This is a genomic window from Ruegeria sp. EL01, assembly GCF_900313035.1.
GTDB lineage: Bacteria > Pseudomonadota > Alphaproteobacteria > Rhodobacterales > Rhodobacteraceae > Ruegeria.
On record NZ_OMPS01000045.1, the window covers coordinates 159530 to 185783 of the forward strand.

The window sequence follows — 26254 nt, forward strand, 5'->3', positions numbered from 1 at the left end:
TATGCGCAAAGTTTTTGTAGCGGGGCATAGCGGCATGGTCGGGGCCGCAATCCTGCGTCAGCTTCAACAGCGAAAGAACAGAGGCGAGGCGTTGGATTTGACCGATCAGGCGGCGGTGCCTGAATTCATGCAAACTCAGCAACCTGTTGTTGTTCTGGCTGCGGCCAAGGTTGGTCGAATTCACGCTAACAAAACATACCCCGCTAATTTTGTTTATGAAAACTTGATGATCGAACGCAACGTGATCCATCAGGCCTTTGATGCAGGCGTAACGCGCCTGCTGTAACAGGGCGGTTCCTGTGTCTAACCTACGATGCGAGCAAGGCCGATGGTATATTGTCCAAGCGTTGGGCTCGAAGATGGCTTGCGCGCTACTTATGCCTGGTTTGTGGATCAGGCCGAGGCTGATTTGCGTGTGCTGTGATTGCCCGGACACGAGGCCCGGGCGATGTCGATCAGTACCACCGACCTATTGCGATGGCGGATGGCGGTATTGTTGTGGTGTCGGAAATTGACGACAAAACCTTGTAGGCTACCTGTGCGCTGGACGAGACATCAAACCCCATAAAACGGCTCGGCGCGCCGCCACTGCCGCTAACCATTGGCGTGGTTGCGAAGGTCGCTGGGAAGGCCCAACTTTCTGAATTACTTGCGAAAAGTGCACCCTCGGCAGTGGTGCAGCCGATAGCATTCAGCGCTGCGGAGCAGATTTGTGTGCCGTCTGCAAAGCGAACGTAGTCGCCATCCGCGGTGCTGCCGCGTTCGATCACCGCACCTGTGGGGGAGCCCGAGCTTTCTGAGACTGAGCCCAACAGATTACCCGGCCCATAGCCGTAATCGGCCCGCATCAGTCGCCCTGCAGTGGTGTCGTCGGCGCTGGCTTGCACTGCGGCACCGCTTGGGATCCCGGTCGCCGGATCAAATGTCAGGGCCTCGGTCCAGCTGCCACCATCGGGGGACAGTTTGATAGAGAAACCAGTGCTGCCCGACAGACCCATTTCAGCATGGCCGGTCCAGTTGGATTGGAACAACAATGAGGCCGTGTCACCCGCTCCGGCCTTGTTGATCTTAAGCTGGTGCCCGCCGCCTTCATGGCTTAGCAGAGTTGCCGAGCTGCGCACTGACAGGCGATTGGTGTTGTCATAGCTTGTGGCCACACCGATCCCGTCCAGATTTTGCGTCGCGACGGCGGGCGTGATCCACGCCGTCCCGTCCCATATCTTCAGTCCGTTGCTTGCAAGATCCCATGCGCGCCACCCGGTGCCGGGCGTCACGAAATGCCAGGCGTTGTCCAGCCACGCGGCAAGTGCGCTGCCGTGACCTGTCCAATCCCCGGTTGGGGCAGTCGCCAAAGCGTGAACCTCACCCTGTTCAGGGACGGGTGGCGGGTTTGATGCGTTGGTCGACTGGACGGTCAGTTGCACGGTCAGGTCGAGCTGTCGTAGTGCCTCATTATGGGTGACGTGTTTTTGCGCTTGTGACGGTTGCAAAAAGGGCAGGTTCAATCGCGGTGAAATCTGAGACACGGGCGTCCTCCTGTGGCTGTCGGTTCGACATTACTGTTGCGCGCCAACTTGCCGTCATGCGCGTAAATCCTGTCTGACCGGGCCGAACGCCCAAAAAACGTTTTGCTAACCATTGATTTCCAGATCGGAAACAATTTCGGGCAGGGGCTGGTTTCGTCCCCACGCTGCGGCCATCAGTGCACAAAACTGATTCTGTTGAGGCTGGAATCCCAGAAAGATCGGATGGCAAAACGATGTCTGCGCGACCGCGGATCTCAGCGCCGGGCGTAGATGTCTTCGTACCGAATGATGTCGTCCTCACCCAGATAGCTGCCGGTTTGGACTTCGATCAGTACCATGGGAACCTTGCCCGGGTTTTCCATCCGGTGAACTGCACCCAACGGAATGTAGACCGATTGGTTTTCCGACAAGAGCTGGACGTCATCGTCGATCGTAACCTTCGCCGTGCCTTCCACAACAATCCAGTGTTCGGACCGATGGTGATGGGATTGCAGGCTAAGCGATGCCCCTGGATGAACATGGATGCGTTTGACCTGAAACCTTTCGCCGATCACCAGACTTTCGAACCAACCCCATGGACGATGATCGACCGGCAGCAATTCTGCCTGTTTCGCACCTTTGGCTTTCAGTGCTGATACAGCCAGTTTAACGTCTTGCGCCCTGTCCATACTGGCAACCAGAACAGCATCCGGCATTGTAACCGCCACTATGTTTTCCAACCCCAACGCCACGACTTCTTGTGACGGAGACTCTGAGCGGATCAGAACATTGTTGCAGTCGATTGTGGTCACTTCGCCAGTTGTGGCAACGCCGTCGGCATCGGGATAGGTCAGTTCCTGTACAGCCGTCCAGCTGCCCACATCCGACCAACCCGCTGCGTAAGGGACAACGCTGAGGTTCTCGGCCTTTTCCATCACAGCATAGTCGATCGAGATATCGTCGACCCTGGACCAGGCTTCGGCATCTAACCGCAGAAAACCCAGATCCGTTTGAGCGTCGGCAACGGCTTGTTTCACAGGCTCCATCAGAGCTGCGGCATGCTGCTCAAAAGCGGCGATGATGTCGCGCACAGCAAACAGGAAAATACCTGAATTCCACAGGTAGCTGCCATCATTCAGCATGTCCTTGGCGCTGTCCAGATCAGGCTTTTCAACAAAGCGATCCAGAGGCACCGCCACACCTGATGCATCCGGTGCGTGGCTGAGTTTCAGGTAGCCATAACCCGTTTCCGGACGATCCGGAGTGATACCAAATGTAACAAGGTCGCTGCGGTCCTTGATGGCCCTTACGCCCTCGTCAACCGCCTGATGGAACGCTGGTTTATCCGGAACAACGTGGTCAGAAGGCGCAACCAGCATGATGGCGTTCGGGTCGATGGGTTCCAGATACAAGGCTGCCGCCAAAACAGCCGGCGCAGTGTTGCGCCCTTCTGGTTCGATCAGGATTGGGCCGGGGTCGACGCTGACGGCAGTAAGCTGTTCAGGGACAACAAAACGAAAGGCTTCGTTGGTTAAGATCAAAGGCTTGGCATAGGGTGCTTTCTTAGGCCCCCGCATTCGTTCGGCACAATCCTGCAGCAGGCTGGTCTCACCAATTAGCGGTACAAACTGCTTGGGATAGCTTTTCCGGGACAGGGGCCACAAACGGGTCCCCGACCCACCGCACAGAATGACAGGATAGACAGTGTTCATAACTTTGGTGCCTTTGAACTGCTATTGCCAAACGGTATCGCTTTAATTGCAGTCAAGGGAAAGAGCCGGTGATTACTGTGCCGCTTTCCCCGTGGCAACGATGTCATGCAGGTACGCGCTCAGATCACCGCGCAGGTCCTCACGGGCCAAAGCAAAGGCCACCGTGGCCTGCAAAAATCCTGATTTCGATCCGCAGTCAAACCGCTGACCTTCAAACTTGTACCCAAAGACCGGAACGCCGTTAATGATGTCTTCAGCAATGGCATCGGTCAGCTGAATTTCTCCGCCACTGCCTGCTTTCAGTTTGTTCAGGTTGTACAAGACCGAGGGGCCAAGAACATAACGCCCAATCACGGCAAGATTGGACGGGGCTTCGTCAGGCTTTGGCTTTTCGATCATCCCTTTGGCGCGGACAACCGTTCCAACGTTTGAACCCACGTCTAGAACACCATAAGAGCTGGTCTTTTCAGGCGGGACTTCCATTGCCGCAACCATGTTGCCGCCAGTTTCTTCGTAGGCCTCAATCATCTGTTGCAGGCAAGGCTTATCTGCCGCGATCACATCGTCTGGCAGCATCACCGCAAACGGTTCATCCCCGATCAGGCGACGTGCGCACCAGACGGCATGCCCCAGACCCAACGCCTTGTGCTGACGGATATAAGCAATCGCGCCGCTTTCCATGTTGGTCGCATTCAGCGTCTCAAGCAGCTCGTCCTTGCCTTTTGCCTTCAACTCCTGTTCCAAAACAAGGTTGTGGTCGAAGTAGTCTTCAAGCGCGGATTTCCCGCGCGACGTGACAAAGATGAATTCCTTGATCCCTGCAGCACGCGCTTCGTCGATCGCGTATTGCACCAAGGGGCGGTCGACCAGAGTCATGATCTCTTTCGGGACAGATTTGGTTGCAGGCAAAAACCGCGTGCCCAGCCCTGCTACGGGGAAAATCGCTTTGGTGACCTTGCGTGCCATGGTGCCTCTCAAATTCAAATTTTAGCCGGAAGATTTGAACCCCTCCGGAATGCCCTCATAAGCTTTGAGGTCAGATCAATCAATCATACCCGAAAAACCGGGCGCCAATCAGTCAAATCGTGCCACCTTGGGCAGACGGAGTCAAAACGAACCAACAGTTTGGCTTAAATGATGCACGCACGTTTGGTGAATGCTGGATCTCGTTGAGCTAAAGCCGCCAGTGTTTTGCCCGCAAGGTGGGGTGATTGACCGGGTACTCCCCGAAGCCAAAAAACTGACCTTGGGGCAGGGGATCAGGCTTTTGCCATGATGAAGTCCAGCGAATCATGTTCTGCCACGAAATGATCCGGGGCAACTTCGCTAAGCTTTGGGACGTAGTCTGTTTCACCGGCGGAAAGTCGGCTGGGCAGGAACCGCAATGCGGCCTTCGGGTCCATGGGCGAGGGCAGTTCGCCCGGCAGCTTCAGCCGCGTGCGGCTGCGTTCCACATCCGGATCCGGGATTGGTACGGCCGAAATCAGCGACTGCGTGTAGGGATGAACGGGTTTGGAACAGACCACCTCACCATCGCCCAGTTCAACGATGCGGCCCAGGTAAAGAACCATGATCCGGTTCGAAATCGCCCGCACAACAGACAAATCATGACTGATGAAGATCATCGACAACCCGAACTCCTGCTGCAATTCGCGCAGCAGCGCGACAATCTGCGCCTGAATCGAGACGTCCAGGGCCGAGACCGCTTCGTCGCAGATGATCAGTTTGGGCTTGTTGATCATCGCCCGTGCGATGCCGACCCGCTGGTTCTGCCCACCGGACAACTCATGCGGATACCGGTTGATCATGTTGGCCTTCAAGCCAACACGCTCCATCATCTCGGCGACCATCTCTTTGCGTTCCCGTTCAGTCAGGTCGGGGCGATAAGTTTTTAGCGGCTCGGCAATCGATGCCGAAATCGTCATGCGAGGGTCAAGACTGGCAAGTGGATCCTGGAACACGATCTGCAGGTCCTTGCGGTATTTGTTCAACTCGGCCCGCCTCAATCCCACGATCGGGTGGCCCAACCAACTGACATTGCCTGCGCTGGGTTCGATCAGCTGCAACACTGCCCGCGCTAAAGTAGATTTTCCACAGCCGGATTCGCCGACAACACCCAGTGTTTCGCCTTTGCGGATGTCAAAGCTGACGCCGTCTACCGCCTTGAGCGGAACTTTGTGCCCGAACAGCCCGCCTGAGACGTGGATGGGAAAATGAACCTTGACGTCGTCAACCTTAAGCATCGGCTCTTCGACATTAGCTAGGGCCTTAGGTGCATCGCCCGCGTCGATCCGGGGCATCGCCTCAAGCAGCGTCCGAGTGTAGTCGTGTTTTGGCGCCTGGAATATCTCGCGCGCGTCGCCGGCCTCCACAAATTCACCCAGTCGCATCACCTGAATACGATCGCACATCCGCGCCACAACACCCATGTCATGGGTGATCAGGGCAATCGCAGTGCCGTCGTCTTTTTGCAACCGAACCATAAGATCCAGAATGTCTGCCTGTACGGTTACATCCAGTGCGGTCGTCGGTTCGTCGGCGATCAGCAGCTTTGGATTACACAGCATCGACATGGCAATCATGACGCGCTGGCGCATTCCACCGGACAACTCGTGTGGATACTGATCCAGGCGCCGCTTGGCTTCCGGGATACGTACGCGATCCAGCCACTCCAGACACCGCGCGCGCGCTGCAGCGCCCTGCATACCTTCATGCACCTGCAACACTTCACGCATTTGCTGGCCGATCCGCAGATGCGGTGTCAGCGCCGTCAGTGGATCCTGAAAGATCATGCCCACATCATCCCCGCGAATCTGGTTCAGCTTGTTGACGGGCAGGTTTAGAATTTCCTGACCATTCAGCAGCGCCGAGCCAGTTGCATGACCAGCCGAAGGCAGCAGCCCCATGGCAGCCATGAAGGTCTGGCTTTTTCCTGACCCGCTTTCACCGACGATGCCCAGGCATTCACCCGGATTGATGTCAAAGCTAATGTTTTTAACAGCCTCGACAACACCATCGGCCGTATCGAATTTGACGCTTAGGTCCTTTACAGAAAACAGTGACATATCAGCGATCCTTCGGGTCCAGAGCGTCGCGCAAGCCATCCCCGATGAAGAACATCGTGATGATAATGGCGACGTAGAATGTCAGCGGGTACATCAATTGCCACAAAGTGCCATACCCCATGGTTCCGGCCCCTTCGGCGATCAGACGCCCCAACGAGGTAAAGGGTTCCGAAATCCCGAGACCGAGGAATGAGATAAAGCTTTCGGTCAGGATCATCTCGGGCACCAACAGCGAGGCGTAGACAATTACCACGCCCAAAAGGTTGGGCAAGATATGGCGGTACATGATGGTGAACTCACTGACACCAGCAGCGCGGGCGGCCTCGATAAACTCGCGGTTCTTCAGGGTCAGTGTCTGCCCCCGAACGATCCGCGCCATGGTCAGCCAACCTACAGCCCCAAGGGCGATGAACAGCATAAAGAACGACCGACCCGCCACAACCAGCAGCAAAATGATGATCAACGTGGCTGGGATCGCCAGCAGAATGTCGACAAAACGCATCATCGCGCCATCGACACGCCCGCCGATGTAACCGGCGGCGATGCCATAGCAGGTGCCGACGATTAGCGCCGTTGCAGCCCCAATCAGACCCACCAACAGCGACGTGGTCGTCGCCTGAATGACCCGGCTATACAGGTCGCGTCCCAGATCATCGACGCCGAAATAGTGTCCAGTTTCGATCGAAGGCGTGCCCATACCGCGCACGTCCCCCATGACGTTCCAGTCGATTTCCTCGTTGTTCCAAACGGCGAAATATGGACCAATGACCGTGAACAGGACGATCAGACCCAGAATGAAGACACTGGCCATTGCGGCCTTGTTGCGGACGAACCGCATACGCGCGTCCTGCCAGAGTGAACGCCCCTGAACGACCGTGAAATCGGTGATTTCTTCGGTCAGATGGGCGGCTTTTTGTGATTTTCCAAGCATTGCCAGCCCCTCAGTAGCGGATTTTCGGATCGAACCAGGCATAGGCCAGGTCGGTCAGCAGGTTCACGACGACAGTCAACGCGCCGTACAGGATCGTGACCCCCAACAGCACCGCATAGTCTCGGGACAGGGCCGAGCCGACATAGGCTTGCCCCAGACCACCGGTTGAGAAATAGATGTCGACGAAAACCGAGCCGGTCAGCACGTAAACAAAAACCGGACCCAGATAGGACACTACTGGCAGCAAGGTTGGCTTCAGCGCGTGGCGCCAGATTACGGTTCTGGTTGGCAGCCCTTTGGCCCGTGCGGTGCGAATGAAGTTCGAGTTCAGAACCTCCAGCATCGAAGACCGGGTGATCCGCGCGATCGAGCCCATGTAAGATGTCGCCAATGCGATGACCGGCATGATCAGATACTGCCACTGGCCGCCATTCCAGCCGCCGCCCGGCAGCCATCCCAGCCACAAGGTGAAGGTCAGGATCAGGATCGGACCCATGATGAAGTTCGGCAGTGCTTGCGCCGCGATCCCCAGACCCACAGCGAAATAGTCGATCCAGCTGTTGTGTTTGATCGCGGCTGCAATTCCCAGGCCGACGCCAATCACTGTTGCCACGAGGAACGACAATGACCCGTAGGTCAGCGAAATCGGAAAGCCCTGCGCGATGATGTCATTCACGTCCCGGTCCTTGAACTTGAAGGACGGGCCGAAATCGAAATGCACGACGATGTTGTACAGGTAATCCCAAAGCTGTTTCCACAGCGGTTGGTCCAGCCCGTATCGCGCCTCGATATTCGCCAAAACCGCAGGTGGCAGGGGCCGTTCCGAGGTAAATGGCCCACCAGGCGCGAAGTGCATCAGAAAGAAACAGGCGACGATCAGCAATAGAATCGTCGGAATGGCGATCAGCAATCGCCGCAAACTATAGGCAAGCATTTCATGCCCCCATTATTGGCGCTGCCCCGGGAAGTGTCCCGGGGCAGCGCGTGATCAAAGGATGATTAATCGGCGAGCTTGTACAGGTTCTTCGAGTACCAGTTTTGCTCGACATTGTTCACCGGCCAGTTCCCGACATCGCTGTCCATCATGTAGACACCAGCGTAGTGGTAGATCGGGATTACTGGCGTTTCCTGAGCGATGATACGCTCGACCTCGGTGTAAAGAGGTGCCGGATCGTCTGACGTTTTGGCCTCGGCCAGCAGTTCGTCAACACGGGCATTGGCGAATTTCCCGTCATTGTAGCCAGAGTCTGACTGCAGCAGATCCAGGAAGGTGGACGCTTCGTTGTAGTCGCCGCACCATGCGCCACGGGCCAGGTCAAAGTTCTGGTTGCCGCGTTCTTCCAGGAACACTTTCCATTCCATATTGGCCAGCTCGACCTGAACACCCAACTTTTGTTTCCACATTTGGCTTACAGCAACGGCGACCTTCTTGTGATCTTCATTGGTATTGTAGACCATTTCGAAGCTGAGTGGATTGTCCGGACCGTAACCCGCCTCGGCCAGAAGTTCTTTTGCGAGTTCATCCTGCTCGGCTTGGCTCATCGATGCCATTTCTACCGCTGGAACAGTGAAGCCTGCAGTTGCTTCGGGCGCGAAGGTGTAGGCTGGCGGCTGGCCGCCGGCCATTACTTTTTCGGTGATGATGTCGCGGTCCACGGCCAGTGACAACGCCTGACGAACGTTGGGATCTTTGAATGCCTCAGGTCCATCTTCAGTCATGTTGAATGTGTAGTAATAGTTGCATAGGCGTGGGAAGCTGATCGCTTCTGTGGGATGTTCCTGGCTCAGACGTGGGAACTGACCTGCGGGGATTTCGGTCCGATCCAGCTCGCCTGCAAGGTAACGTGTCAAAGCAACGTTTTCATCGTTGATGACCAACGTCACGACTTTGTCGAGGATGGTGTTGTCATTGTCCCAATACATTTCGTTGCGCTCTCGTGTCGAACGTTCCTGCGGTAGATGCTCGGTCCAGACATATGCACCGTTCGAAACGATGTTTTCCGGCTTGGTCCAAGCGTCGCCAAACTCTTCGACGACCTTCTGCGGTGCAGGGAAGGTGGTCGAATGCGTCGTCATTTGTGGGAAGTAGGGCAGTGGCGCGCTCAGGCGAACTTCGAGGGTTTTGTCGTCTATGGCTTTGACGCCCAGATCGTCGATAGGTGCATTGCCTGCAATGATGTCGGCGGCGTTCTCAATCGACATTAGCTCCATGAACCACGCATAGGGGGACGACAGTTCGGGATCGACGGCCCGTTTCCAGGCGAAGACAAAATCACCTGCGGTAACCGGATCACCATTCGACCACTTCGCATCGTCGCGCAGGGTAAATGTGTAAACGTCTTTGGTGTCGTTGGCCTCATAACCAGTCGCCACACCGGGAACCAGATTACCGTCTTCATCCTGATTCATCAGACCTTCAAATAGGTCGCGTACGATTTCGGCGCCGTATGTATCTTCGACGACCTGTGGGTCGACCGAGGTGTGTTCATCTCCAAGACGGTAGATAAATGTCTGATCATCTGCCAGTGCCTCGCCCGTTTCCGGGTGTGTGTCAGCCGCGAATGCGGCACCTGTCATAAAGGTCGAGGTCAAGAGACCAGCCAGCGATGTTCGGATAATTTTGTTCATGATTTTTCTCCCATTTTTTGGAGCCAGATAGGTGCCACCCGCAGGGGTGACATCCGGCAACCGGTTTTTGTCCGACATGGGCCGGGATACAGTCTTGATTGAGTTTGGCTTTGCCAAGTCGCAATAAGCACTGCGTCGCGGCCTTCCATTTTGCTGTCAGGAACGTAACTGCGAAAGTGTTCTTTCACTGCGCGGAAACGTTACATTTTTTTAGTAACGGTAAAAGCCTTGGTGTGTAGGTTGATCAACCGAAGGCTGAAAATTTCCGTTTTGCCGGGCCGCTCTGAAACTTTGTGATCAATCAGCGCCTTGCTTTAACATATCTGTTAAAGGTTAGCGGTTGGGGCAACGCGGGACATGGAACCTTCTGGTGTGCCAACGGTCAGGTGCAGCCCGAAATTTAGCGAATCACTGACAAAGGCGGGATGGGTTGATCCGAAAACCGGTGCGTGATTTCCCGACAAATGTCAGGGAACCAATATGGCCTTCATCTTCTTCTCGGGAAAGCATGTGGGTGTGCGACCCGTCGCTTCTTGCCAGCGCCCGATGGATCGGCGGGTTTTGAAACCTGGCAGCCCGTCGGCACCTCCGACGTCGTGCCCTTGCTCTTCCAAGGCCCGTTGCATAACGGCGACATCGGATCGATAGAGCCCGCCGATCTTTCCCCAACTGCTGCGGAAATCGCCGACGCCATATTGAATTCGATCGCCCACATGGCCGACGAACAGGGCATAGAGGTCACTCTTGTTGTATTCCTTGAGTACATAAAAGTTCGGTGTGACTAAAAAGGCGGGTCCGTTTCGCCCCGCAGGCATCATCAAATACCCCTCTCCGGTTCGCTCGTGCGCGGGGAAAGCTTTGCCTGAAACGCGCGTAATCCCCAGTGCTTCCCAGTCGCGAATGGGCCGCCCCTGATCCGGCCCTTCCAATGCGCAGGAGACGGACGTAGGCACGTTGACCTCGAACCCCCAATCCCGCCCTGCGACCCAGCCGTGCCGAGCCAGATAATTGGCGATTGATGCGATCGTGTCGTCTTCGGATCCCCAAATGTCTGCGCGCCCGTCGCCATTCCCATCTGCGGCAAAGGCCAGAAAACTTGATGGCATGAATTGCGGCTGTCCCAGTGCACCTGCCCAACTGCTTTTCATCGCGCGGCCCTGTACGTGCCCGTCGTCAGCAATCTGGAGCGCGGCTACTAGCTCATTAGTGAAATAGTCTGCGCGCGTGCTCATGAAGCCTTTGGTGGCTAGGACCTGAAAGGCGTCGTGACGGATGGGGACCTGGCCATAACCGCTTTCACGTCCCCAAATCGCCAATATGATGCGTGCCGGGACGCCAGTTTTGGCTTCGGCCTGCGAAAGCGCTGTAGCGTGGCGTTTTGCCATTTTCCGCCCCACCGCAGTGGCGCCCTGAACCGAGCCCGCGTTGAAGTACTTACCGGGTGAGCCAAACTCTGCCTGCCTTTGTGTCTTGGGCGTTTTTGCCTTGCTGCCTGGTGGCACAAGATCCGGAAGATCCCAATTTAGCGAAACCCCGGAAAAGGCCTGCGTCATCGTATGGCGCGATACACCTTTTGCGCGCGCTTGCGGCCAGATCGTTTCTTGCAGCCATGATTGAAATTGACGCTCAACAGCCACACGGTCTTGGGCCAAGACGCTGTGTGCTAGCAGTGCAAGACCGAGTGAAATAAGAAGCGTGCGCATGCTTGTAATGTGTGTCGCGGCCACGGTCCCAAGTCAACGGGAAGACGCGCCTTCTGAATACTAAGTTAGAGCTTACTGGCGGGGATATTGAAGTTTGACGGCTGTCGGTCAGGAAAAGCCTTGAGAAAACTGCTGTCTCTGCCGATAGTTGCACCAAGTTGAGTGCAGGAGAGGACCGTCAGTCATGACCACCACCAAAACGTCTCCCGCACCAGTTCCCATTTTGTTGGCCCTTGCGGTTTTGATGATTTCGACACAGATGGCCGCGGCGAGTGACAGTTTTATGGATCCGCAGGGGCCAATCGCCGCTGTGCAAAAAACCCATATGTTGCGGGCGACCGCTTTGATTCTGGTAGCGGTCATTCCTGTGTTGATTCTGGTGCCATTGATTGCCCTGCGGTATCGCCGCCGCAAGGATGGTAACGCAGCCTACACCCCCAATTGGGATTTCTCGGCCAAGCTCGAGTTTCTGATGTGGGGTGTGCCTGTTCTTATCGTGATCATTCTGTCCGTTTTTCTGTGGAAGTCGACGCATCGGCTCGACCCTTACGCCACTTCGTTTGGTGAGGAGCCTGCTCTGAAGGTGCAGGTTGTCGGTCTGGATTGGAAATGGCTGTTCATCTATCCCGATCTGGGTATCGCAAGCGTGGGTGAGCTGGGAATTCCGGTCAAGCAGCAGGTCGCGATGACGCTGACCACGGACACGGTCATGCAGTCTTTCATGGTCCCTGCGCTGGCTGGTCAGATTTATGCGATGCCCGGAATGACGACCGAGTTGCATTTGGTGGCGGACAGGCCGGAACAGATGCAGGGCGAGAACACCCAGTACAATGGCCGCGGGTTTACCAAACAGAAATTCGAAACACGCGCCATGCAACCGGATGATTTCAGTGCATGGGTCGAAGAGGTTCGCAAGAACGGTATCGTGCTTGATCAGTCGACGTATCAGATACTGGCGATGCGGACGGACCGGGATGAGGTTCAAAAAGCGCTTGGAACCGCCCAGATGCCTGACAACGCTCTGTACTTCAAACTCGACGATGGCGATCTGTTCCACTCCATTCTGCACCGATACCACAGCGGAGAGCCACTCTCGGTGGATCAACAACCCGGAACGGTCGAATTCGGACAGGAGACAAGCCAATGACATCACCCGAGTCAGGTTTCTTTGGTCGTCTGAACTGGGATGCATTGCCCATTGTTGGTTTGATTCAGGACCCCAACGCAAATGAGATCGTCGCCAATACTGCTGCGGGCATCGTGATTGTTGGTGTTGTGGCGGTGGTCAGCCTTCTGACGTGGTTTCGATTGTGGGGCCCGCTCTGGCGCGATTGGCTGACCAGCGCCGACCACAAAAAAATTGGAATTATGTACATCGTGTTTGCGATCGTGATGCTTGCGCGCGGAGTGCTTGAAGGCGTCGTGATGCGCGCGCAACAGGCGGCCGGTCCAGGCGATGGGTTTCTGGAGGCGGAACACTTTGCTGAACTGTTCAGCACCCATGGCACGATCATGATTTTCTTTGTCGCCGTACCTTTTGTGTTTGGTATCGCGAATTTTGTGGTTCCGCTGATGATCGGCGCGCGGGATGTTGCCTTTCCGGTCTTGAACCAGATCAGTCTTGGCCTGACAGTTTCCGCCGGCATGATGCTTATGGTGTCGCTGGTGGTCGGAGAGTTCTCGACCGGGGGTTGGACCGCCTATCCACCCTACACTGGCGCTGCTTTCAATCCGGGTGTGGGTCCGGACTATTGGATCTGGGCGATTGTGGTTTCAGGGGTAGGCACGACCTTAACTGGTCTCAACTTTGCTGTGACGATCTACAAGCTGCGTGCGCCGGGTATGAAGTTCATGCGGCTGCCGATGTATTGCTGGACAATCATCTGCAGTTCGATCCTTCTTATCTTCGCAATGCCGCCTCTGGGCGTTGCAGCCCTGTTGCTGGCGGCTGACAGGTATTTGGACTTCCACTTTTTCACCAACGACCTTGGCGGCAACATGATGAATTACGCCAACCTGTTCTGGTTGTTTGGTCATCCCGAGGTGTATCTGCTGGTTCTGCCCGCCTACGGTATCTATTCCGAGATCTTTGCGACCTTCTCGGCCAAGCGCCTTTATGGCTACAATTCACTGGTCATTGCGACGATGTCGATCGCGATCATGTCCTTCACGGTCTGGTTGCACCATTTCTTTACGATGGGCCAGAGCGCGCTGATTAACGCCGTGTTTGGAATCGCTACGATGCTGATCGCCATCCCGACGGGCGTAAAAGTCTATGATTGGATGGCAACGCTATGGCGTGGGCGTATTCGGTTCACGGTTCCGATGCTTTACGGGTTGGGGTTCTTGATGCTGTTCGTCATTGGGGGACTTAGTGGTGTTATTCTGGCCAATCCCACCGTCGATTATCAGGTTCACAACACTCTGTTCCTGGTCGCCCATTTCCACAATGTGCTGCTTCCGGGCGTTCTGTTTGGATTGTTGGCGGCTTATAACTACTGGTTTCCCAAAGCTTTCGGTTTCCGGCTGAACGAGTTCTGGGGCCGTGTGACCGTTGCGCTTTGGACCATTGGTTTCATGCTGACCTTCCTGCCGCTGTATTTTGTGGGTCTGATGGGCATGCCGCGCCGGTCTTTCAGTTGGGAAGATCCCAGCTTTCATCCCTACATGATAGTCGCCGTGATCGGAGCGTTGGTCATCCTGGCGGCGCTGCTGTCTGTATTGGCCCAGCTTTGGGTCAGCATCCGCGACCGGGGCAAGACCATGGCACCAGTGGGTGATCCGTGGGACGGGCGAACACTGGAGTGGTCCATTCCATCCCCGCCGCCGCCCTATAACTTTGCAATCATTCCGCAGGTTACCGATCGGGATGACTTTGCGGCCGCCAAAGAGCAAGGCAGGGCCTACCCAAAACCCGAAGCCTATGAGGATATCGAGATGCCGCGGAACACGGGCATCGGTTTCATCCTTTGTGTCCTTAGCGGTGTCTGGATGTTTGCATTGGTCTGGTGGATCTGGTGGCTGGCCATATTGGTAACCGCATTGATTGTCTTGGCCATAATCGTCTGGAGCTTTGATACCAGCACCGAACTTGTCATCCCGGCCGAAGAGGTGCGCAAAGAGCATGAGGCGTGGTTGGACCTGGTTCATGCCTCAACGGCGATCAATCGTGATCACGAAACTGCATCGGAGAACCGCGGCCTTGCCCGCCCCGATCTGGAGGCGGTGACATGAAACGTGCACCCACCCACAGCTATCCTGGCATAAATCTGGGCCACCGCCACGCCAGCGCTGATAAGGCCGCCGAGGTGGTGACCTTTGGTTTTTGGGTCTTTTTGATGAGCGATCTGGTCTATTTCGGCCTGATGTTCGCCATCTACATCACAATGATCGATGCGCAGGCGGGGGGGCCGGGACCGCATGATCTGTTCGACCTGAAAAGCGTCTTTGCGCAAACGCTGATCCTGCTGACAAGCAGCTTGACGGTTGGTCTTGCCATGTTGGCGTTAAAATACAATCAGCCAAGGGCGCGCATCGTTCTTTGGTTTGGTGTGACCTTGCTGCTTGGCCTCAGTTTTCTGGCACTGGAAATCCGCGATTTCATGGCCATGGCGGAAAAAGGCGGCATCCCTCAGCGCAGCGGTTTCCTGTCGGCCTTCTTCGGTTTGGTGCCACTGCATGGGCTGCATGTGGCGGCTGGATGCCTGTGGCTGATCGTGATGGGCATACAATTGCGCGTGATGGGCATGACTGATCTGGTCATTTCGCGCGTGGTTCGGTTGGCGCTGTTCTGGCACTTCTTGGACCTCATCTGGATCGGAATCATCACCATCGTGTATTTCGGAGGGCTGACCTATGGATAATCGGACCGAAATGCACCGGCGCGAACGGCGCCGCTATGTTATTGGATATGGTGGCTCGCTTTTGCTGACACTGCTCATGTTTGGCGTTACCTATCAGTATGGCATCGAGACGGTGGGGGTCTATCTGACCATTGGGTTGCTTGGCCTCGCCCAGTTGATCGTGCAGCTCGTCTATTTCCTGCACATCGACCGGCGCCGTAGCAGTCGGGAAGATCTGGACCTGATCTTGTTTTCGACACTTGTTCTGCTGATCATCATCCTCGGGACGATCTGGATCTTGGGCAATCTGTCAATCCGTATGCATATGCACATGATGTAGACACTCTGGATCACGAGACGGAAGGAAGCGCGCTTGAAATCCCTCAAATCTGTTGCCATTATTGTCATGCTGGGTGCTATCGCCGTTGGGCTGGTGCTGTATTGGCGTCATGATCAGAGGTATCCGTCGACAAAAGACGCTTATATCGGTGCCAATATCATCTACGTGGCGGCCCAAGTGACAGGGCAGGTGGCAGACGTGCATGTCATCGAGAACCAACCGGTCAAGACCGGGGGTATCTTGTTTTCCATCGATGATACGCAATTCAGGGCGTCAGTAGATCAGGCCAAGGCGGATCTGGACAGTGCGGCTCAACAGGCCAAGTCTTATTCCACGCAGATCACCGCCGCCGAGGCAGCGGTTGCAAGTGCGCAATCTGCATATGATACGGCCAACAAAAGTCTGGAACGTGCCAAGGCTTTGCACGCAAGCGGGGATCTGGCGCAGGCTTCTCTGGACCAGACGACCTCGGCATTTGCACAGGCTTCGGCGCGGTTGACCACCAGCCAATCCAGTCTGTTGGCATTGCAGAGCGGGTTGGCGGCGAAACAGGATGATATCTTGTCTTCGCAAGCACAGCTTGAGATTGCCGAAGCCAATCAAGCGTGGACCAAGGTGTTTGCAACAGCCGATGGCTGGATCGCCAATCTAAGCCTGCGCCCCGGATCATCAGTCTCCGCCAATGCGCCTCAGTTTTCGATTGTTGAATCTTCGGATTGGTGGGTGGACGCCAATTTCAAGGAAACCTCGCTGCCCCGAATTCGCCCCGGTCAACCTGTGACGGTTCAGATCGACATGCTGCCCGGAGTCACCCTGACCGGCAAAGTCGCATCCATCGGGCGTGGATCGGGGGATACATTTTCCCTGCTGCCGTCCGAGAATTCCAGTGGCAACTGGGTCAAGGTGACCCGGCGGTTCCCGGTGCGGATCGATCTTGATCCGACCGACGCCCCGCTGCGTGTTGGTGGCAGCAGCAAAGTGGTTGTCGACACAACCGGATCTTCGGACGGAAAATGACACCGTCCGCGACCAGCCGCATCAATAAGGTGATCGTGGTTGCCGTTGTGCTCAGCGCCGTACTCGAAGTATTGGACAGCACGATCGTCAACGTGGCACTCCCACATATTCAGGCAGCTTTTGGTGCGACCTCTGATCAGGCGACATGGATTCTAACCAGCTATATCGTCTCGGCCGTCGTTGTGATGCCGCTGACCGGTTTTGTGGCGCGGCGCGTTGGCCGGCGGCGTCTGATCCTGACCGCCGTTACCGGGTTTGCCGTGATGTCGATCATGTGTGGCCTGTCCTGGAGCCTGGAAACCATTGTGGTCTTCAGGCTGTCGCAAGGCATGTTTGGTGCCTTCCTGATTCCTCTGTCACAATCCATCCTGTTCGATGCGTTCCCACGTGAGAAACGCGGACAGGCAATGGCGGTCTTTGGTCTGGGAGTTGTCGTTGCCCCGGTACTTGGGCCGACTGTGGGGGCGATCCTGACTGAGTATTTCACGTGGCGGATGGTGTTCTTTGTCAATCTACCTGTTGCGGCAATGGCGTTGCTTCTGTTGGCCGGGGAATTGCCAGATGACGAAACCGAAGAGATCAAGATCGACTGGAAGGGTTTGGCCCTTCTGGCCCTTGGAATTGGCTGCCTACAATTCGTGCTGGACCAAGGGGAGACCAAGGATTGGCTTTCGTCGCGCGTCATCCAAGTTGCCGCGATTGCCTCGGTTCTCGGTGCCCTGGGTTTCGTCGCCCACGGACTGACCTCCAAGACCTCGGTCGTTGATCTTCGCCTGTTCGCGGATCGCAACTTTGCTTTGTGCAACTTGATCATTGCTGGTTTTGCTATCTCTCTGTTTGGCGGAATCGCCATACTGCCCACTTTTGTGCAAAACCTGCTGGATTATCCCGTTATTGTCTCAGGTCACTTGTTCATTCCCCGAGGCGTAGCGGCCGGACTCTCAATGGTTTTGACCGGTGCAGTTCTGGTCACCCGGTTCGACCCACGCGTCTTAGCTGGTATCGGGTTATTGCTGACGGCTGCTGGAAACTTTATGCTGGGCGCGCTCAATCTGAATGCCGGTTTTTGGCAACTTGCCTGGCCGGGGGCGGTCAGCGGGCTGGGCATGGGGTTGGTGTTTGTACCAATGTCCATATTGGCGTTCGAGAGTATCAGCCAAACCCGGCAGGATGAGGCATCGGGTTTGTTCAACGTCACCCGTCAGCTGGGATCGTCAATCGGGATATCGCTGGTCGGCACTTGGGTGGTCCGCGGATTGCAAACCAACACCGCAGTGCTGAGCCAGAATGTGACGCCCTACAATCCGGCGGCTCAGGCCTATCTGCAGCCCTTGGGTCTGACACCCGATAGCGCCGAGGGCGCGGCAATTCTGGGCCAGGAAATCGCGCGCCAGGCAGAGCTTATTTCGTATCTGACAGTGTTCAATAATCTGGGTCTGTTGGCGTTTGCAACGATACCGTTGCTGTTCTTCTGCCGCGCATCGAAACCGGGTACCCAGCCTACGGTGCATGCCCACTAGCGCATTAGCGCAAGGCCTATCCACAGCGCAAACCAACACAGGATCAAACTAACCAGAATGTTTCCCGCGGCCAGCGCGATCGTGCGCTCCCAGCGCAGCTCAAGGGATTGGTAAGCAAAGCTGGAGAACGTGGTGAAGCCACCGCAAAATCCAAAGACCAGCCGTTTTTCTTCTTCGCCCATCTCGACTGGCCCACCCAAATAGCCAATCCAAAGCCCCAGCAGCAAGCTGCCAATCACATTCACGATCAGTGTCGACAAGGGAAGATCATGACTGACCCGCAAGGCCAGCCAGTGCCGCAACACTGCGCCCAGACCACCGCCCAAACCAAACATTGCGTGATGAAACAGGTCAGTCATCCCCGGCGGCTTTCTGAATGAAAGCGTCGGCCCAGGACCTCGCCTAGAACTGCAGCGGCAAGGCCAAAGAATATCTCTAGCCCAGCGGCGGCAGGGACCGTCCAGATGTTGCTGGTTGCCATTCTTTCAAGCTCGGCCACGAAGGACGAGAATGTCGACAGCCCACCGCAAAACCCCACAGCACCCAAATGCAGAACATGGGCATGCACCCGATGGCGTATTGAGTACAGCCAGCCCAGAATGAAACACGCAGCAACATTGACGCCAAAAGTTGCGGTTAGAAACGCGGCTCCGGGGATTTCCAGCGAAAATGCCTCGCGCAGCAGGGACCCGAGCGCGCCTCCGACAAAGACGGCCAGAAACATCAGGATCCGGCCCTTGTTAGCTACTGGGGGTTCAATCTTTGCCAAGCGTGTGGCCTCGTTCCGTGATCTGTTCCGCATACAGATTGCCCGGGATCGGATCAACAGCTGCTGCACCGGCTAATCCATTTTCTGTGACACCCGAACGGGCAACCGGTCTTACCAAACGCTTGCAATTCAACGCATAACTGTTCCACGTTGGATCTGTTGCTGTGAGCTCAGCATCTCCAATCCATTAAGGCCACGCTTTTTCGGCGTCACCCAGGGAGTTCAGGAATGATTATACGCAGGCTCTATTACTTCCTGAGTTATGTGTGTCTGCCACTGGTGGCAATTTGGGGGTTTTACTGGCCTCCGGCTCATTGGCTGCTGCTATTCCTTGTGCCGTATGCCGTTGTTGGCCTTTACGATATGCTGACGACCAAACACAATGTTCTGAACAACTATCCGGTTCTGGGGCATTTCCGGTACATGCTGGAATTTGTCAGCCCGGAAATCCGTCAGTACTTCGTGGAAACCAACGACAGCGGTCGGCCCTATAACCGGATCATCCGCGGGCTGGTCTATTCGCGTGCCAAGGGCCAGGTGGACACGCAAGCCTTTGGCACCCAGTACGATATCATGACTGTCGGGTATCACCGCGCCAACCACTCGATGGCGCCCAAGGATGTCCAGAAAAGCGAAGAACGCGTCACGCTGGGCGGGCCGCAATGCGATAAGCCGTACAGCGCGTCTCGTCTGAACGTTTCGGCAATGAGTTTCGGAGCACTCAGCGCAAACGCCATTCGTGCCTTGAACGGCGGGGCCAAAGACGGTGGGTTTGCCCACAACACAGGTGAGGGTGGATTGTCGCCGCATCATCTCGCTGAAGGCGGGGATATTATCTGGCAGATCGGCACGGGCTATTTTGGCTGCCGAACGGCCGAGGGTGGTTTCGACAAAGATGCCTTTGCCGAAAAAGCCAAGAAGGATGTGGTCAAAGCGATCGAGATCAAGCTGTCACAGGGCGCAAAGCCCTCGCATGGTGGGGTGCTGCCTGCTGCGAAGGTCGACAAGGAAATTGCCAAGATCAGGGGGGTACCAGAACATCAGGACGTCATCTCGCCACCCATACACTCGGCCTTCGACGGGCCAACAGGTTTGATGAATTTTGTGCAGCATTTGCGAGAGATGTCCGGTGGCAAGCCCATTGGGTTTAAGCTTTGCATCGGCAACCAGTCCGAGTTTTTGGCGATCTGCAAGGCCATGCTTGAGACGGGTATCCTGCCCGATTTCATCACCGTTGATGGGGCCGAAGGTGGCACAGGCGCTGCCCCGGTTGAATTTACCAATCGTCTGGGTATGCCGCTGAACGAAGCTTTGATCTTTGTGAATAACAGCCTGCGTGGCGTCGGCCTGCGCGACAAGATCCGGATCATCTGTTCCGGCAAGGTCGCCACCGGGTATGACATGATCGAGAAATGCGCGCTGGGGGCCGATATGTGCAACGCGGCGCGGGCCATGATGTTTGCGGTGGGCTGCATTCAGGCCCTGCATTGCAACACGAACCGCTGCCCGTCAGGTGTGGCCACGCAGGATCCGATCCGGGGCCGTGCGGTGAATGTGCCGCAAAAACGCCAGCGGGTGCATCGTTTTCATGATGCCACGCTGGAGAGCTTCCGAGAGCTGCTGGGCGCTATGGGCAAAGCGAAAGTTTCGGACCTTCACCCGAGTGATATTCGACGGCGCACGGCAGATGAACGCGAACGTTCTTATGCCGAGCTGTATTCGTTCATCGAGGATGGCGCTTTGTTGACCGAGGCAGTCCCGGAAGAGTTCGCGGCGGATTGGAAACGAGCATCTGCCGAACACTTTTAAAAATAATCTCTGACACCGCCAAGGATTGACCTTTTCCATCCGTCTTACAAACGTGATGCGTATGAAAACTTCGGATGAAGATCTGGCCTTGGCGGCCTCTGGCGGCGACGCGGACGCGTTTGCCACGCTTCTAGCGCGCCACTATGATCGCGTGTTCCGCCTGGCGTTTCGATTGACCGGGCGTGCGGAGCGGGCCGAGGATCTGACGCAGGACATTTGCGCGGCACTCCCGGTTAAAATCGCCGGATTCCGAGCTCAGGCGAAATTCACCACCTGGCTTTATCGCGTCGTCGTCAACGCCGCAGAAGACGTCCGCCGCCGCCATGCCAGCCATGACCGTGCCGCCGCCGGGTGGGGGGACGTCGAACGCCTACGTCGGGCAGAGGCAGCCGAAACGACCGAGGCAATGGACTGGTTACACCATGCAATGCGGTCCTTGCCTGACGAATTGCAAGATACGTTGGCCCTGACATTGGACGAAGAAATGACCCATGCGGACGCGGCCGACATTCTGGGCATCTCCGAAGGAACGGTGTCATGGCGGATGTCCGAGATACGCAAACGCTTACGAGCCATGCGACAAGAGGAGCTGGCGCAATGACTAACGAATTTGACGATCTGAAAGCTCTGATGGATGCAGCGACGCCTGCACCCGATGCCCGTCGCCGTGCTGAAAATCTGGAACTGGCACAGGAAAATTTCGCGCGCGCCCAAGGATCGCGTGCCGGGATGCGTCCCACTGTTAAGCGAGGCCTGATAGCCCGCCTGACAGAAGGAGCGAAATCCATGTTGAATACCCTCTCACATCGCGGCGTGTTGACCGCAACCACTGCAATCGCCGCCGTGGCTTTGGTCATGATCGTGCCGCAGACCCGGGACTATGTGGTTGATCCAACCACTTGGACTGAAAGTCGGGTCGCGCTGCCAAAACCGGAAACTTCAAAGACGGATGATGAAGCCGATATGTCGGCTGACCTGCTTGGCGAAAGCATAGAAGAGTCGATTGCCGAAACTCCGCTGGTGACCGAAACAAAGCCGGCTTTGGCACCATCGCCGAGACAACAGAAGTTGAGTGCTGCGGTGCCCGAGGTTCAAAATGGCCAGACTGCCGGTATTGGCAGCAGCGCGCTTTATGAGTCGGCGGACGCTGCGGATCTTCGGTCGCTACCCGGTTTGGTTCCGGATCAAAACACTGAGGCCTATGCAAACGCTGATACAAACTCGCTGAAAGTCACTGCTGACGAGCCGGTCTCGACCTTCTCGATTGACGTTGATACTGCATCTTACTCGATTGTCAGGTCTTCGCTGATGAACGGTCACATGCCGCCCAAGGACGCGGTGCGGGTGGAAGAGATGGTGAACTATTTCCCATACACCTATCCCGCCCCCGATGACGGCGCGCCGTTCCGTTCGACAATCACTGTGTCTCCGACACCGTGGAACGACGGCACACAGCTTGTCCATATAGGTATTCAGGGCGCATTGCCCGAGATTGAGGATCGCCCACCACTGAACCTTGTGTTCCTGATCGATACGTCTGGGTCTATGCAGGACGCCAACAAACTGCCGTTGCTCAAACAATCCTTCCGGCTTTTGTTGTCCGAACTGCGACCCGAGGATCAGGTGTCTATCGTAACCTACGCGGGCAGCGCCGGGCAGGTTTTGGAACCAACAGCAGCGTCTGATCGCACGAAGATCCTGAACGCATTGGAGCAGCTGGAGGCTGGCGGGTCGACCGCCGGGCAGGCGGGGCTGCAGCAAGCTTATCAGGTGGCGGAAGGTATGGCAGAGGAAGGCGATGTAACGCGCGTGATCCTTGCCACGGACGGGGATTTCAACGTTGGCCTGTCTGATCCGGACGCGTTGAAGGACTTCATCGCAGACAAACGCGACAGCGGCACATTCCTGAGCGTTCTGGGCTTTGGCCGAGGCAACCTGGATGACGCGACGATGCAGGCGCTGGCCCAAAACGGAAACGGGCAGGCGGCTTATGTCGACACGCTTAATGAGGCGCGCAAGGTTTTGGTGGACCAATTGACAGGTGCGTTGTTCCCAATTGCCAATGACGTAAAGATTCAGGTGGAATTCAACCCGGCACAGATCGCCGAGTACCGTTTGATCGGGTATGAAACCCGCGCCCTCCGGCGTGAGGATTTCTCGAACGATAAGGTCGATGCGGGTGATATTGGCGCAGGCCACAGCGTGACCGCTGTTTATGAGGTCACTCCTGTAGGATCAGACGCCATTCGCAATACCCCATTGCGATATGCCTCGGATCCGAAACCGGAAGGCTCAGACGAGATCGGATTTTTCAAATTGCGTTACAAGACACCTGGTGCAAGCGAAAGCCAATTGATCGAGCAGCCAATTTTGCCTGGTCAGGCCCCAGCGGATGACGACGTAAGGTTTTCTTATGCGATTGCCGGGTTTGGTCAACTGCTGCGCGGGGGCCCCTATCTGGGTGACTGGTCGTACGACGACGCAATAGCACTGGCGAATACGGCCAAGGGCGAAGATCCGTTTGGATACAGAATCGAGGCCGTCACACTGATGCGTTTGGCCGAGGCTCTATCGCGTTAAACTAAGGGGCGGGTCGCAGTGCTGTGACCCGCCGGCGCACTCTCAGTTTATGGATGGTCGTGGGTTACTGGCGGCATGCGAGTTGATCTTGCGAACGCTCCATTCCACGGCATCCCGCATGGTTCCTCCCAACGCAGCATCAAATGCCTTGACCAGATCTGGTGTCTGGTCACTGGCCGAAACCACGTTTTCCTGAAACGAACTGGATGCGATGATTTTGTCTTCGAACTCGTCGACGATCTTGATGTTCATCCGCACTTCAACACGCACGGTTTTTGTGTCTTCGGTTTCGGAAACCACAACGCCTTGAAACTCGCGCAGGTCGGGTACGATGACATAGTCCGCGCGCAGCCCAACAGTCGAGCGGCCGACCGCTGCCACCTTGCCAGAGTTTTCATAGCTTTCGACCATCAACGCCTGAACGATTAGCGGAGCACGGTCGACCCAGCGGGCACGCGGCAGGTATTGTACCTGCAGCGGGGTTGGCTGAACTGCGATTTGATCTGTATTCACTGCCGCCGTCGCAGTTGGTTCCTGAACCACAATCTGCTTTTGTATCTTCGGCAGCGACGACGAAAAGGTACTTTTGGGCGTCAACAGATAAAGATCGTTTGGCTTGGCTGCTTGCTGCAATGTTCCCAAGCCAGCGCAGCCGCCAAGCGCCGCTATCATCAGGGTCAGAACGAAAGGCCTAATCATTGACGAAACTCCGATGCTTGGGTGCCCAGAAGGAAACGTGCCGGGTCACGTTCGACCTTGTCTACCAACCGATCGAGGCTGATGACCAGCCGCTGGGATTCTTCGACGAACCGAACGAATTGCGGTAGCCCCACACGCAGGAAGTCCGAAACCTGTCGGCGGTTTGTCTGGACGATGCCGTCGATTGTTCCCAACAATTCCGACGCGGAATTTGATGCACTGAGAACGTCGTCTGAAATCTTGTCGATCTTTTCCGTGATGTTCGACACGGTCTCCGTGACCTGATTTGCCGCCTTACGGATATCTTCCGCAACCGGAGCCACGTCTTCATCCATCACTCGGTTTGCCGAGTCGAATGCGCGTTCGGCTGATGTAAGCGTGCTTTTCGCCGTGTCCATCGCCGAGGTGATCGACCCCAGCGTCTTGTTTGCGTTCAGCACGGTTTCGGTAACAACCTCAAGCGTTACACTACCTTCGTCGGACAGACGCGTCAGGCGTTCAGCCAGCTGCGAACCATGCTCGATAAAGGGCCGGATATCTTCTTTCAAAACGGAGTCAGCCGTCGCCAGGGTCGTCTTGGCTTCATCCAGGGCCAGCTTGGCTGAATCCGATGCGGTTTTGACGGACTTTAGGGTATCTGTGCCGGTCTTTAGCGTTGTTTCGGCTGTGTCGATCAACGGATCCAAACGTTTTGAGAACTCTCCAATGTCCTTTGCGACCTGGCCAACGTCATTGGCCACGGATTCAAAGCTGGTCAGCGTTTTGTCCAGTTTACCTGTGGCTGAGGACAGGTTGTCCAGAATACTGCTGACAGCTTCGCGGTTCTTGTCATCAACCACCTTGTTGAGGCTGTCCAGCAAAGTCACTGCCTCGTCCAGAACCTTTGGTGCACCTTCAAACAGGGACTGAATCGTGCTGCGTTTGCTTTTGATCACGCTGTTCTGCGCCAATCGCTCGGCGGTTGCTGATCCTCCTGTAAGCTCGACGTAGCCAACGCCGGTAACGCCCAGCGACTGTAACTGTGCAATTGTCTCTGAGGTGACGGGGATATCGGCATCTACTTCGATCCGTACCCGTACCTTAGACGGGTCGTCTTTATCCAGATTCAGCGATATCACCTGCCCCACCGGCAGGCCGTTGTAGTTGACGCCGCCTGCCGCAGACAAACCCGAGACATTGCCGAACAGCACATCATAATAAGCGTATTGGCGGGTGACCTCGAATTTGGCGAGCCATAGGAAAAAGCCGAACGCGCCCAGAATCCCCGCAAGGGTGAACGCTCCGATCAGGATGTAGTTTGCTCGGGTTTCCATCGCCTCTACCTGTCCTGCCCCTTCTGTTGTGCCGCGCGGGCACGGGGGCCTGTGAAGTACTCTTTCACCCAAGGATGGTCGACCTTGGTCATGTCTTCTATCGGACCTTCGACCAGCACGCGTTTTTCTGCAAGCACCGCGATACGGTCACAGATGGCGTACAGACTGTCCAGATCATGGGTGACCATGAAAACCGTCAGTCCAAGCGCCTGCTGCAATTCGCCAATCAGGTCATCATAGGCGGCGGCGCCAATCGGGTCCAAGCCGGCCGTAGGTTCGTCCAAAAACACAATTTCCGGGTCCAAAGCCAGCGCGCGCGCCAAAGCGGCACGTTTACGCATGCCGCCCGACAGTTCGGACGGAAACTTGCCACAGCTTAATTGTGGCAAGCCAACGAGGCTGATTTTGAGCGCCCCAAGCGCCTCCATCAGGCTTTCGCTGATGCCGGTATGTTCGCGCAGCGGAGCCATGACATTTTGCAAAACTGTCAATGAAGAGAACAACGCACCGTCCTGAAAAGCGACGCCCCAATGCCGTTCGATCCTTCGGCGATCTTCTTCTGGGCCGTTCAGAACGTCTACGCCCAAAACCTCGATACTGCCCGCCGCAGGTCTGTTCAGCCCTACGATCGTGCGAAGCAGAACGGATTTACCTGTGCCCGAACCGCCGACAATACCCAGAACCTCGCCGCGCCAAACATCGAGGTTTAGATCGTCATGCACCACTTGCGGGCCAAACTGATTTCGCAGGCCGCGCACGCGGATGACGGCATCACGTTGTGCGCCCGCCTGCGTGTTTTGCTGTTGAACCGTGCCATCCAT

The 26254-nt window shown here is 56.1% G+C and carries 22 protein-coding genes and 1 pseudogene; 10 read left to right on the forward strand and 13 right to left on the reverse strand.

The window, feature by feature from the left end; all coding sequences use genetic code 11:
• Position 1 precedes the first annotated feature (1 nt).
• A pseudogene (locus D9K61_RS20245) lies at positions 2-283 on the forward strand (NAD-dependent epimerase/dehydratase family protein); the annotation flags it as partial.
• 172 nt (positions 284-455) lie between these two features.
• On the opposite strand, the gene D9K61_RS20250 reads toward D9K61_RS20245, so the two are convergent.
• The 8 genes from D9K61_RS20250 to D9K61_RS20285 all read right to left on the reverse strand — a co-directional run bounded on the left by D9K61_RS20250 (position 456) and on the right by D9K61_RS20285 (position 11544).
• Complete coding sequence (locus D9K61_RS20250) at positions 456-1526, reverse strand: DUF2793 domain-containing protein (RefSeq protein ID WP_120635006.1); 1071 nt, start codon at positions 1524-1526, stop codon at positions 456-458.
• A gap of 254 nt (positions 1527-1780) precedes the next feature.
• On the reverse strand, positions 1781-3217 hold the full coding sequence (locus D9K61_RS20255; RefSeq protein ID WP_120635007.1) for a mannose-1-phosphate guanylyltransferase/mannose-6-phosphate isomerase: 1437 nt from the start codon (positions 3215-3217) through the stop codon (positions 1781-1783).
• A 72-nt stretch (positions 3218-3289) separates the two neighbouring features.
• Positions 3290-4183 carry a UTP--glucose-1-phosphate uridylyltransferase GalU gene (gene galU, locus D9K61_RS20260; RefSeq protein ID WP_120635008.1) on the reverse strand — a complete coding sequence of 298 codons (894 nt, stop codon included), beginning with the start codon at positions 4181-4183 and terminating at the stop codon, positions 3290-3292.
• A gap of 293 nt (positions 4184-4476) precedes the next feature.
• Complete coding sequence (locus D9K61_RS20265) at positions 4477-6282, reverse strand: ABC transporter ATP-binding protein (protein WP_120635009.1); 1806 nt, start codon at positions 6280-6282, stop codon at positions 4477-4479.
• A 1-nt stretch (position 6283) separates the two neighbouring features.
• Entirely contained in the window at positions 6284-7213 is a 930-nt protein-coding gene (locus tag D9K61_RS20270; protein WP_120635010.1) for an ABC transporter permease subunit, read from the reverse strand.
• A gap of 10 nt (positions 7214-7223) precedes the next feature.
• Positions 7224-8147, reverse strand: a complete 924-nt coding sequence (gene oppB / locus D9K61_RS20275) for an oligopeptide ABC transporter permease OppB (protein ID WP_120635011.1) — start codon at positions 8145-8147, stop codon at positions 7224-7226.
• 65 nt (positions 8148-8212) lie between these two features.
• The gene (locus D9K61_RS20280; protein WP_120635060.1) at positions 8213-9841 is read right to left on the reverse strand and encodes a peptide ABC transporter substrate-binding protein; all 1629 of its coding nucleotides are present in this window, start codon (positions 9839-9841) and stop codon (positions 8213-8215) included.
• 467 nt (positions 9842-10308) lie between these two features.
• Entirely contained in the window at positions 10309-11544 is a 1236-nt protein-coding gene (locus D9K61_RS20285) for a lytic murein transglycosylase (RefSeq protein WP_120635012.1), read from the reverse strand.
• A 184-nt stretch (positions 11545-11728) separates the two neighbouring features.
• Here D9K61_RS20285 and D9K61_RS20290 point away from each other — a divergent pair, with 184 nt between their 5' ends.
• From D9K61_RS20290 to D9K61_RS20315, 6 genes are read left to right on the forward strand one after another with little or no spacing between them, the layout of a single operon-like run.
• Positions 11729-12691 (forward strand): cytochrome ubiquinol oxidase subunit II, encoded by a 963-nt coding sequence (locus D9K61_RS20290; protein ID WP_162946978.1) that lies wholly within the window; start codon positions 11729-11731, stop codon positions 12689-12691.
• Positions 12688-14778, forward strand: coding sequence for a cbb3-type cytochrome c oxidase subunit I (locus tag D9K61_RS20295; protein ID WP_120635013.1), 2091 nt, complete (start codon positions 12688-12690; stop codon positions 14776-14778). The genes D9K61_RS20290 and D9K61_RS20295 overlap by 4 nt, the downstream gene beginning before the upstream one ends.
• Positions 14775-15407 (forward strand): cytochrome c oxidase subunit 3, encoded by a 633-nt coding sequence (locus D9K61_RS20300; RefSeq protein ID WP_120635014.1) that lies wholly within the window; start codon positions 14775-14777, stop codon positions 15405-15407. Before D9K61_RS20295 ends, D9K61_RS20300 begins: the two co-directional genes overlap by 4 nt.
• On the forward strand, positions 15400-15726 hold the full coding sequence (locus D9K61_RS20305) for a cytochrome o ubiquinol/quinol oxidase subunit IV (RefSeq protein ID WP_162946979.1): 327 nt from the start codon (positions 15400-15402) through the stop codon (positions 15724-15726). The genes D9K61_RS20300 and D9K61_RS20305 overlap by 8 nt, the downstream gene beginning before the upstream one ends.
• 33 nt (positions 15727-15759) lie before the next feature.
• Complete coding sequence (locus tag D9K61_RS20310) at positions 15760-16743, forward strand: HlyD family secretion protein (protein ID WP_162946980.1); 984 nt, start codon at positions 15760-15762, stop codon at positions 16741-16743.
• Positions 16740-18263 (forward strand): DHA2 family efflux MFS transporter permease subunit, encoded by a 1524-nt coding sequence (locus D9K61_RS20315; protein ID WP_120635016.1) that lies wholly within the window; start codon positions 16740-16742, stop codon positions 18261-18263. Before D9K61_RS20310 ends, D9K61_RS20315 begins: the two co-directional genes overlap by 4 nt.
• On the opposite strand, the gene D9K61_RS20320 is transcribed toward D9K61_RS20315, so the two are convergent.
• Positions 18260-18622, reverse strand: coding sequence for a CrcB family protein (locus D9K61_RS20320; protein WP_120635017.1), 363 nt, complete (start codon positions 18620-18622; stop codon positions 18260-18262). The genes D9K61_RS20315 and D9K61_RS20320 overlap by 4 nt on opposite strands.
• Positions 18619-18987 carry a CrcB family protein gene (locus tag D9K61_RS20325; RefSeq protein ID WP_120635018.1) on the reverse strand — a complete coding sequence of 123 codons (369 nt, stop codon included), beginning with the start codon at positions 18985-18987 and terminating at the stop codon, positions 18619-18621. The genes D9K61_RS20320 and D9K61_RS20325 overlap by 4 nt, the downstream gene beginning before the upstream one ends.
• A gap of 273 nt (positions 18988-19260) precedes the next feature.
• Between D9K61_RS20325 and D9K61_RS20330 the strand changes: the two genes are divergently transcribed.
• The 3 genes from D9K61_RS20330 to D9K61_RS20340 all read left to right on the forward strand — a co-directional run bounded on the left by D9K61_RS20330 (position 19261) and on the right by D9K61_RS20340 (position 23421).
• Positions 19261-20841 carry an FMN-binding glutamate synthase family protein gene (locus D9K61_RS20330; RefSeq protein WP_120635019.1) on the forward strand — a complete coding sequence of 527 codons (1581 nt, stop codon included), beginning with the start codon at positions 19261-19263 and terminating at the stop codon, positions 20839-20841.
• Between the two features lie 61 nt (positions 20842-20902).
• Entirely contained in the window at positions 20903-21442 is a 540-nt protein-coding gene (locus D9K61_RS20335) for an RNA polymerase sigma factor (RefSeq protein ID WP_120635020.1), read from the forward strand.
• Positions 21439-23421, forward strand: coding sequence for a VWA domain-containing protein (locus D9K61_RS20340; RefSeq protein ID WP_120635021.1), 1983 nt, complete (start codon positions 21439-21441; stop codon positions 23419-23421). The genes D9K61_RS20335 and D9K61_RS20340 overlap by 4 nt, the downstream gene beginning before the upstream one ends.
• Before the next feature lie 42 nt (positions 23422-23463).
• Here the strand turns inward: D9K61_RS20340 and D9K61_RS20345 are convergent, their stop codons facing one another.
• The 3 genes from D9K61_RS20345 to D9K61_RS20355 are packed head-to-tail and all read right to left on the reverse strand — an operon-like array spanning position 23464 to position 26254.
• Positions 23464-24120 carry an ABC-type transport auxiliary lipoprotein family protein gene (locus D9K61_RS20345; protein ID WP_120635022.1) on the reverse strand — a complete coding sequence of 219 codons (657 nt, stop codon included), beginning with the start codon at positions 24118-24120 and terminating at the stop codon, positions 23464-23466.
• The gene (locus D9K61_RS20350) at positions 24117-25433 is read right to left on the reverse strand and encodes an MlaD family protein (protein ID WP_120635023.1); all 1317 of its coding nucleotides are present in this window, start codon (positions 25431-25433) and stop codon (positions 24117-24119) included. The genes D9K61_RS20345 and D9K61_RS20350 overlap by 4 nt, the downstream gene beginning before the upstream one ends.
• 5 nt (positions 25434-25438) lie before the next feature.
• Positions 25439-26254: an ABC transporter ATP-binding protein gene (locus D9K61_RS20355; protein ID WP_120635024.1), complete on the reverse strand. Its 816-nt coding sequence runs from the start codon at positions 26252-26254 to the stop codon at positions 25439-25441.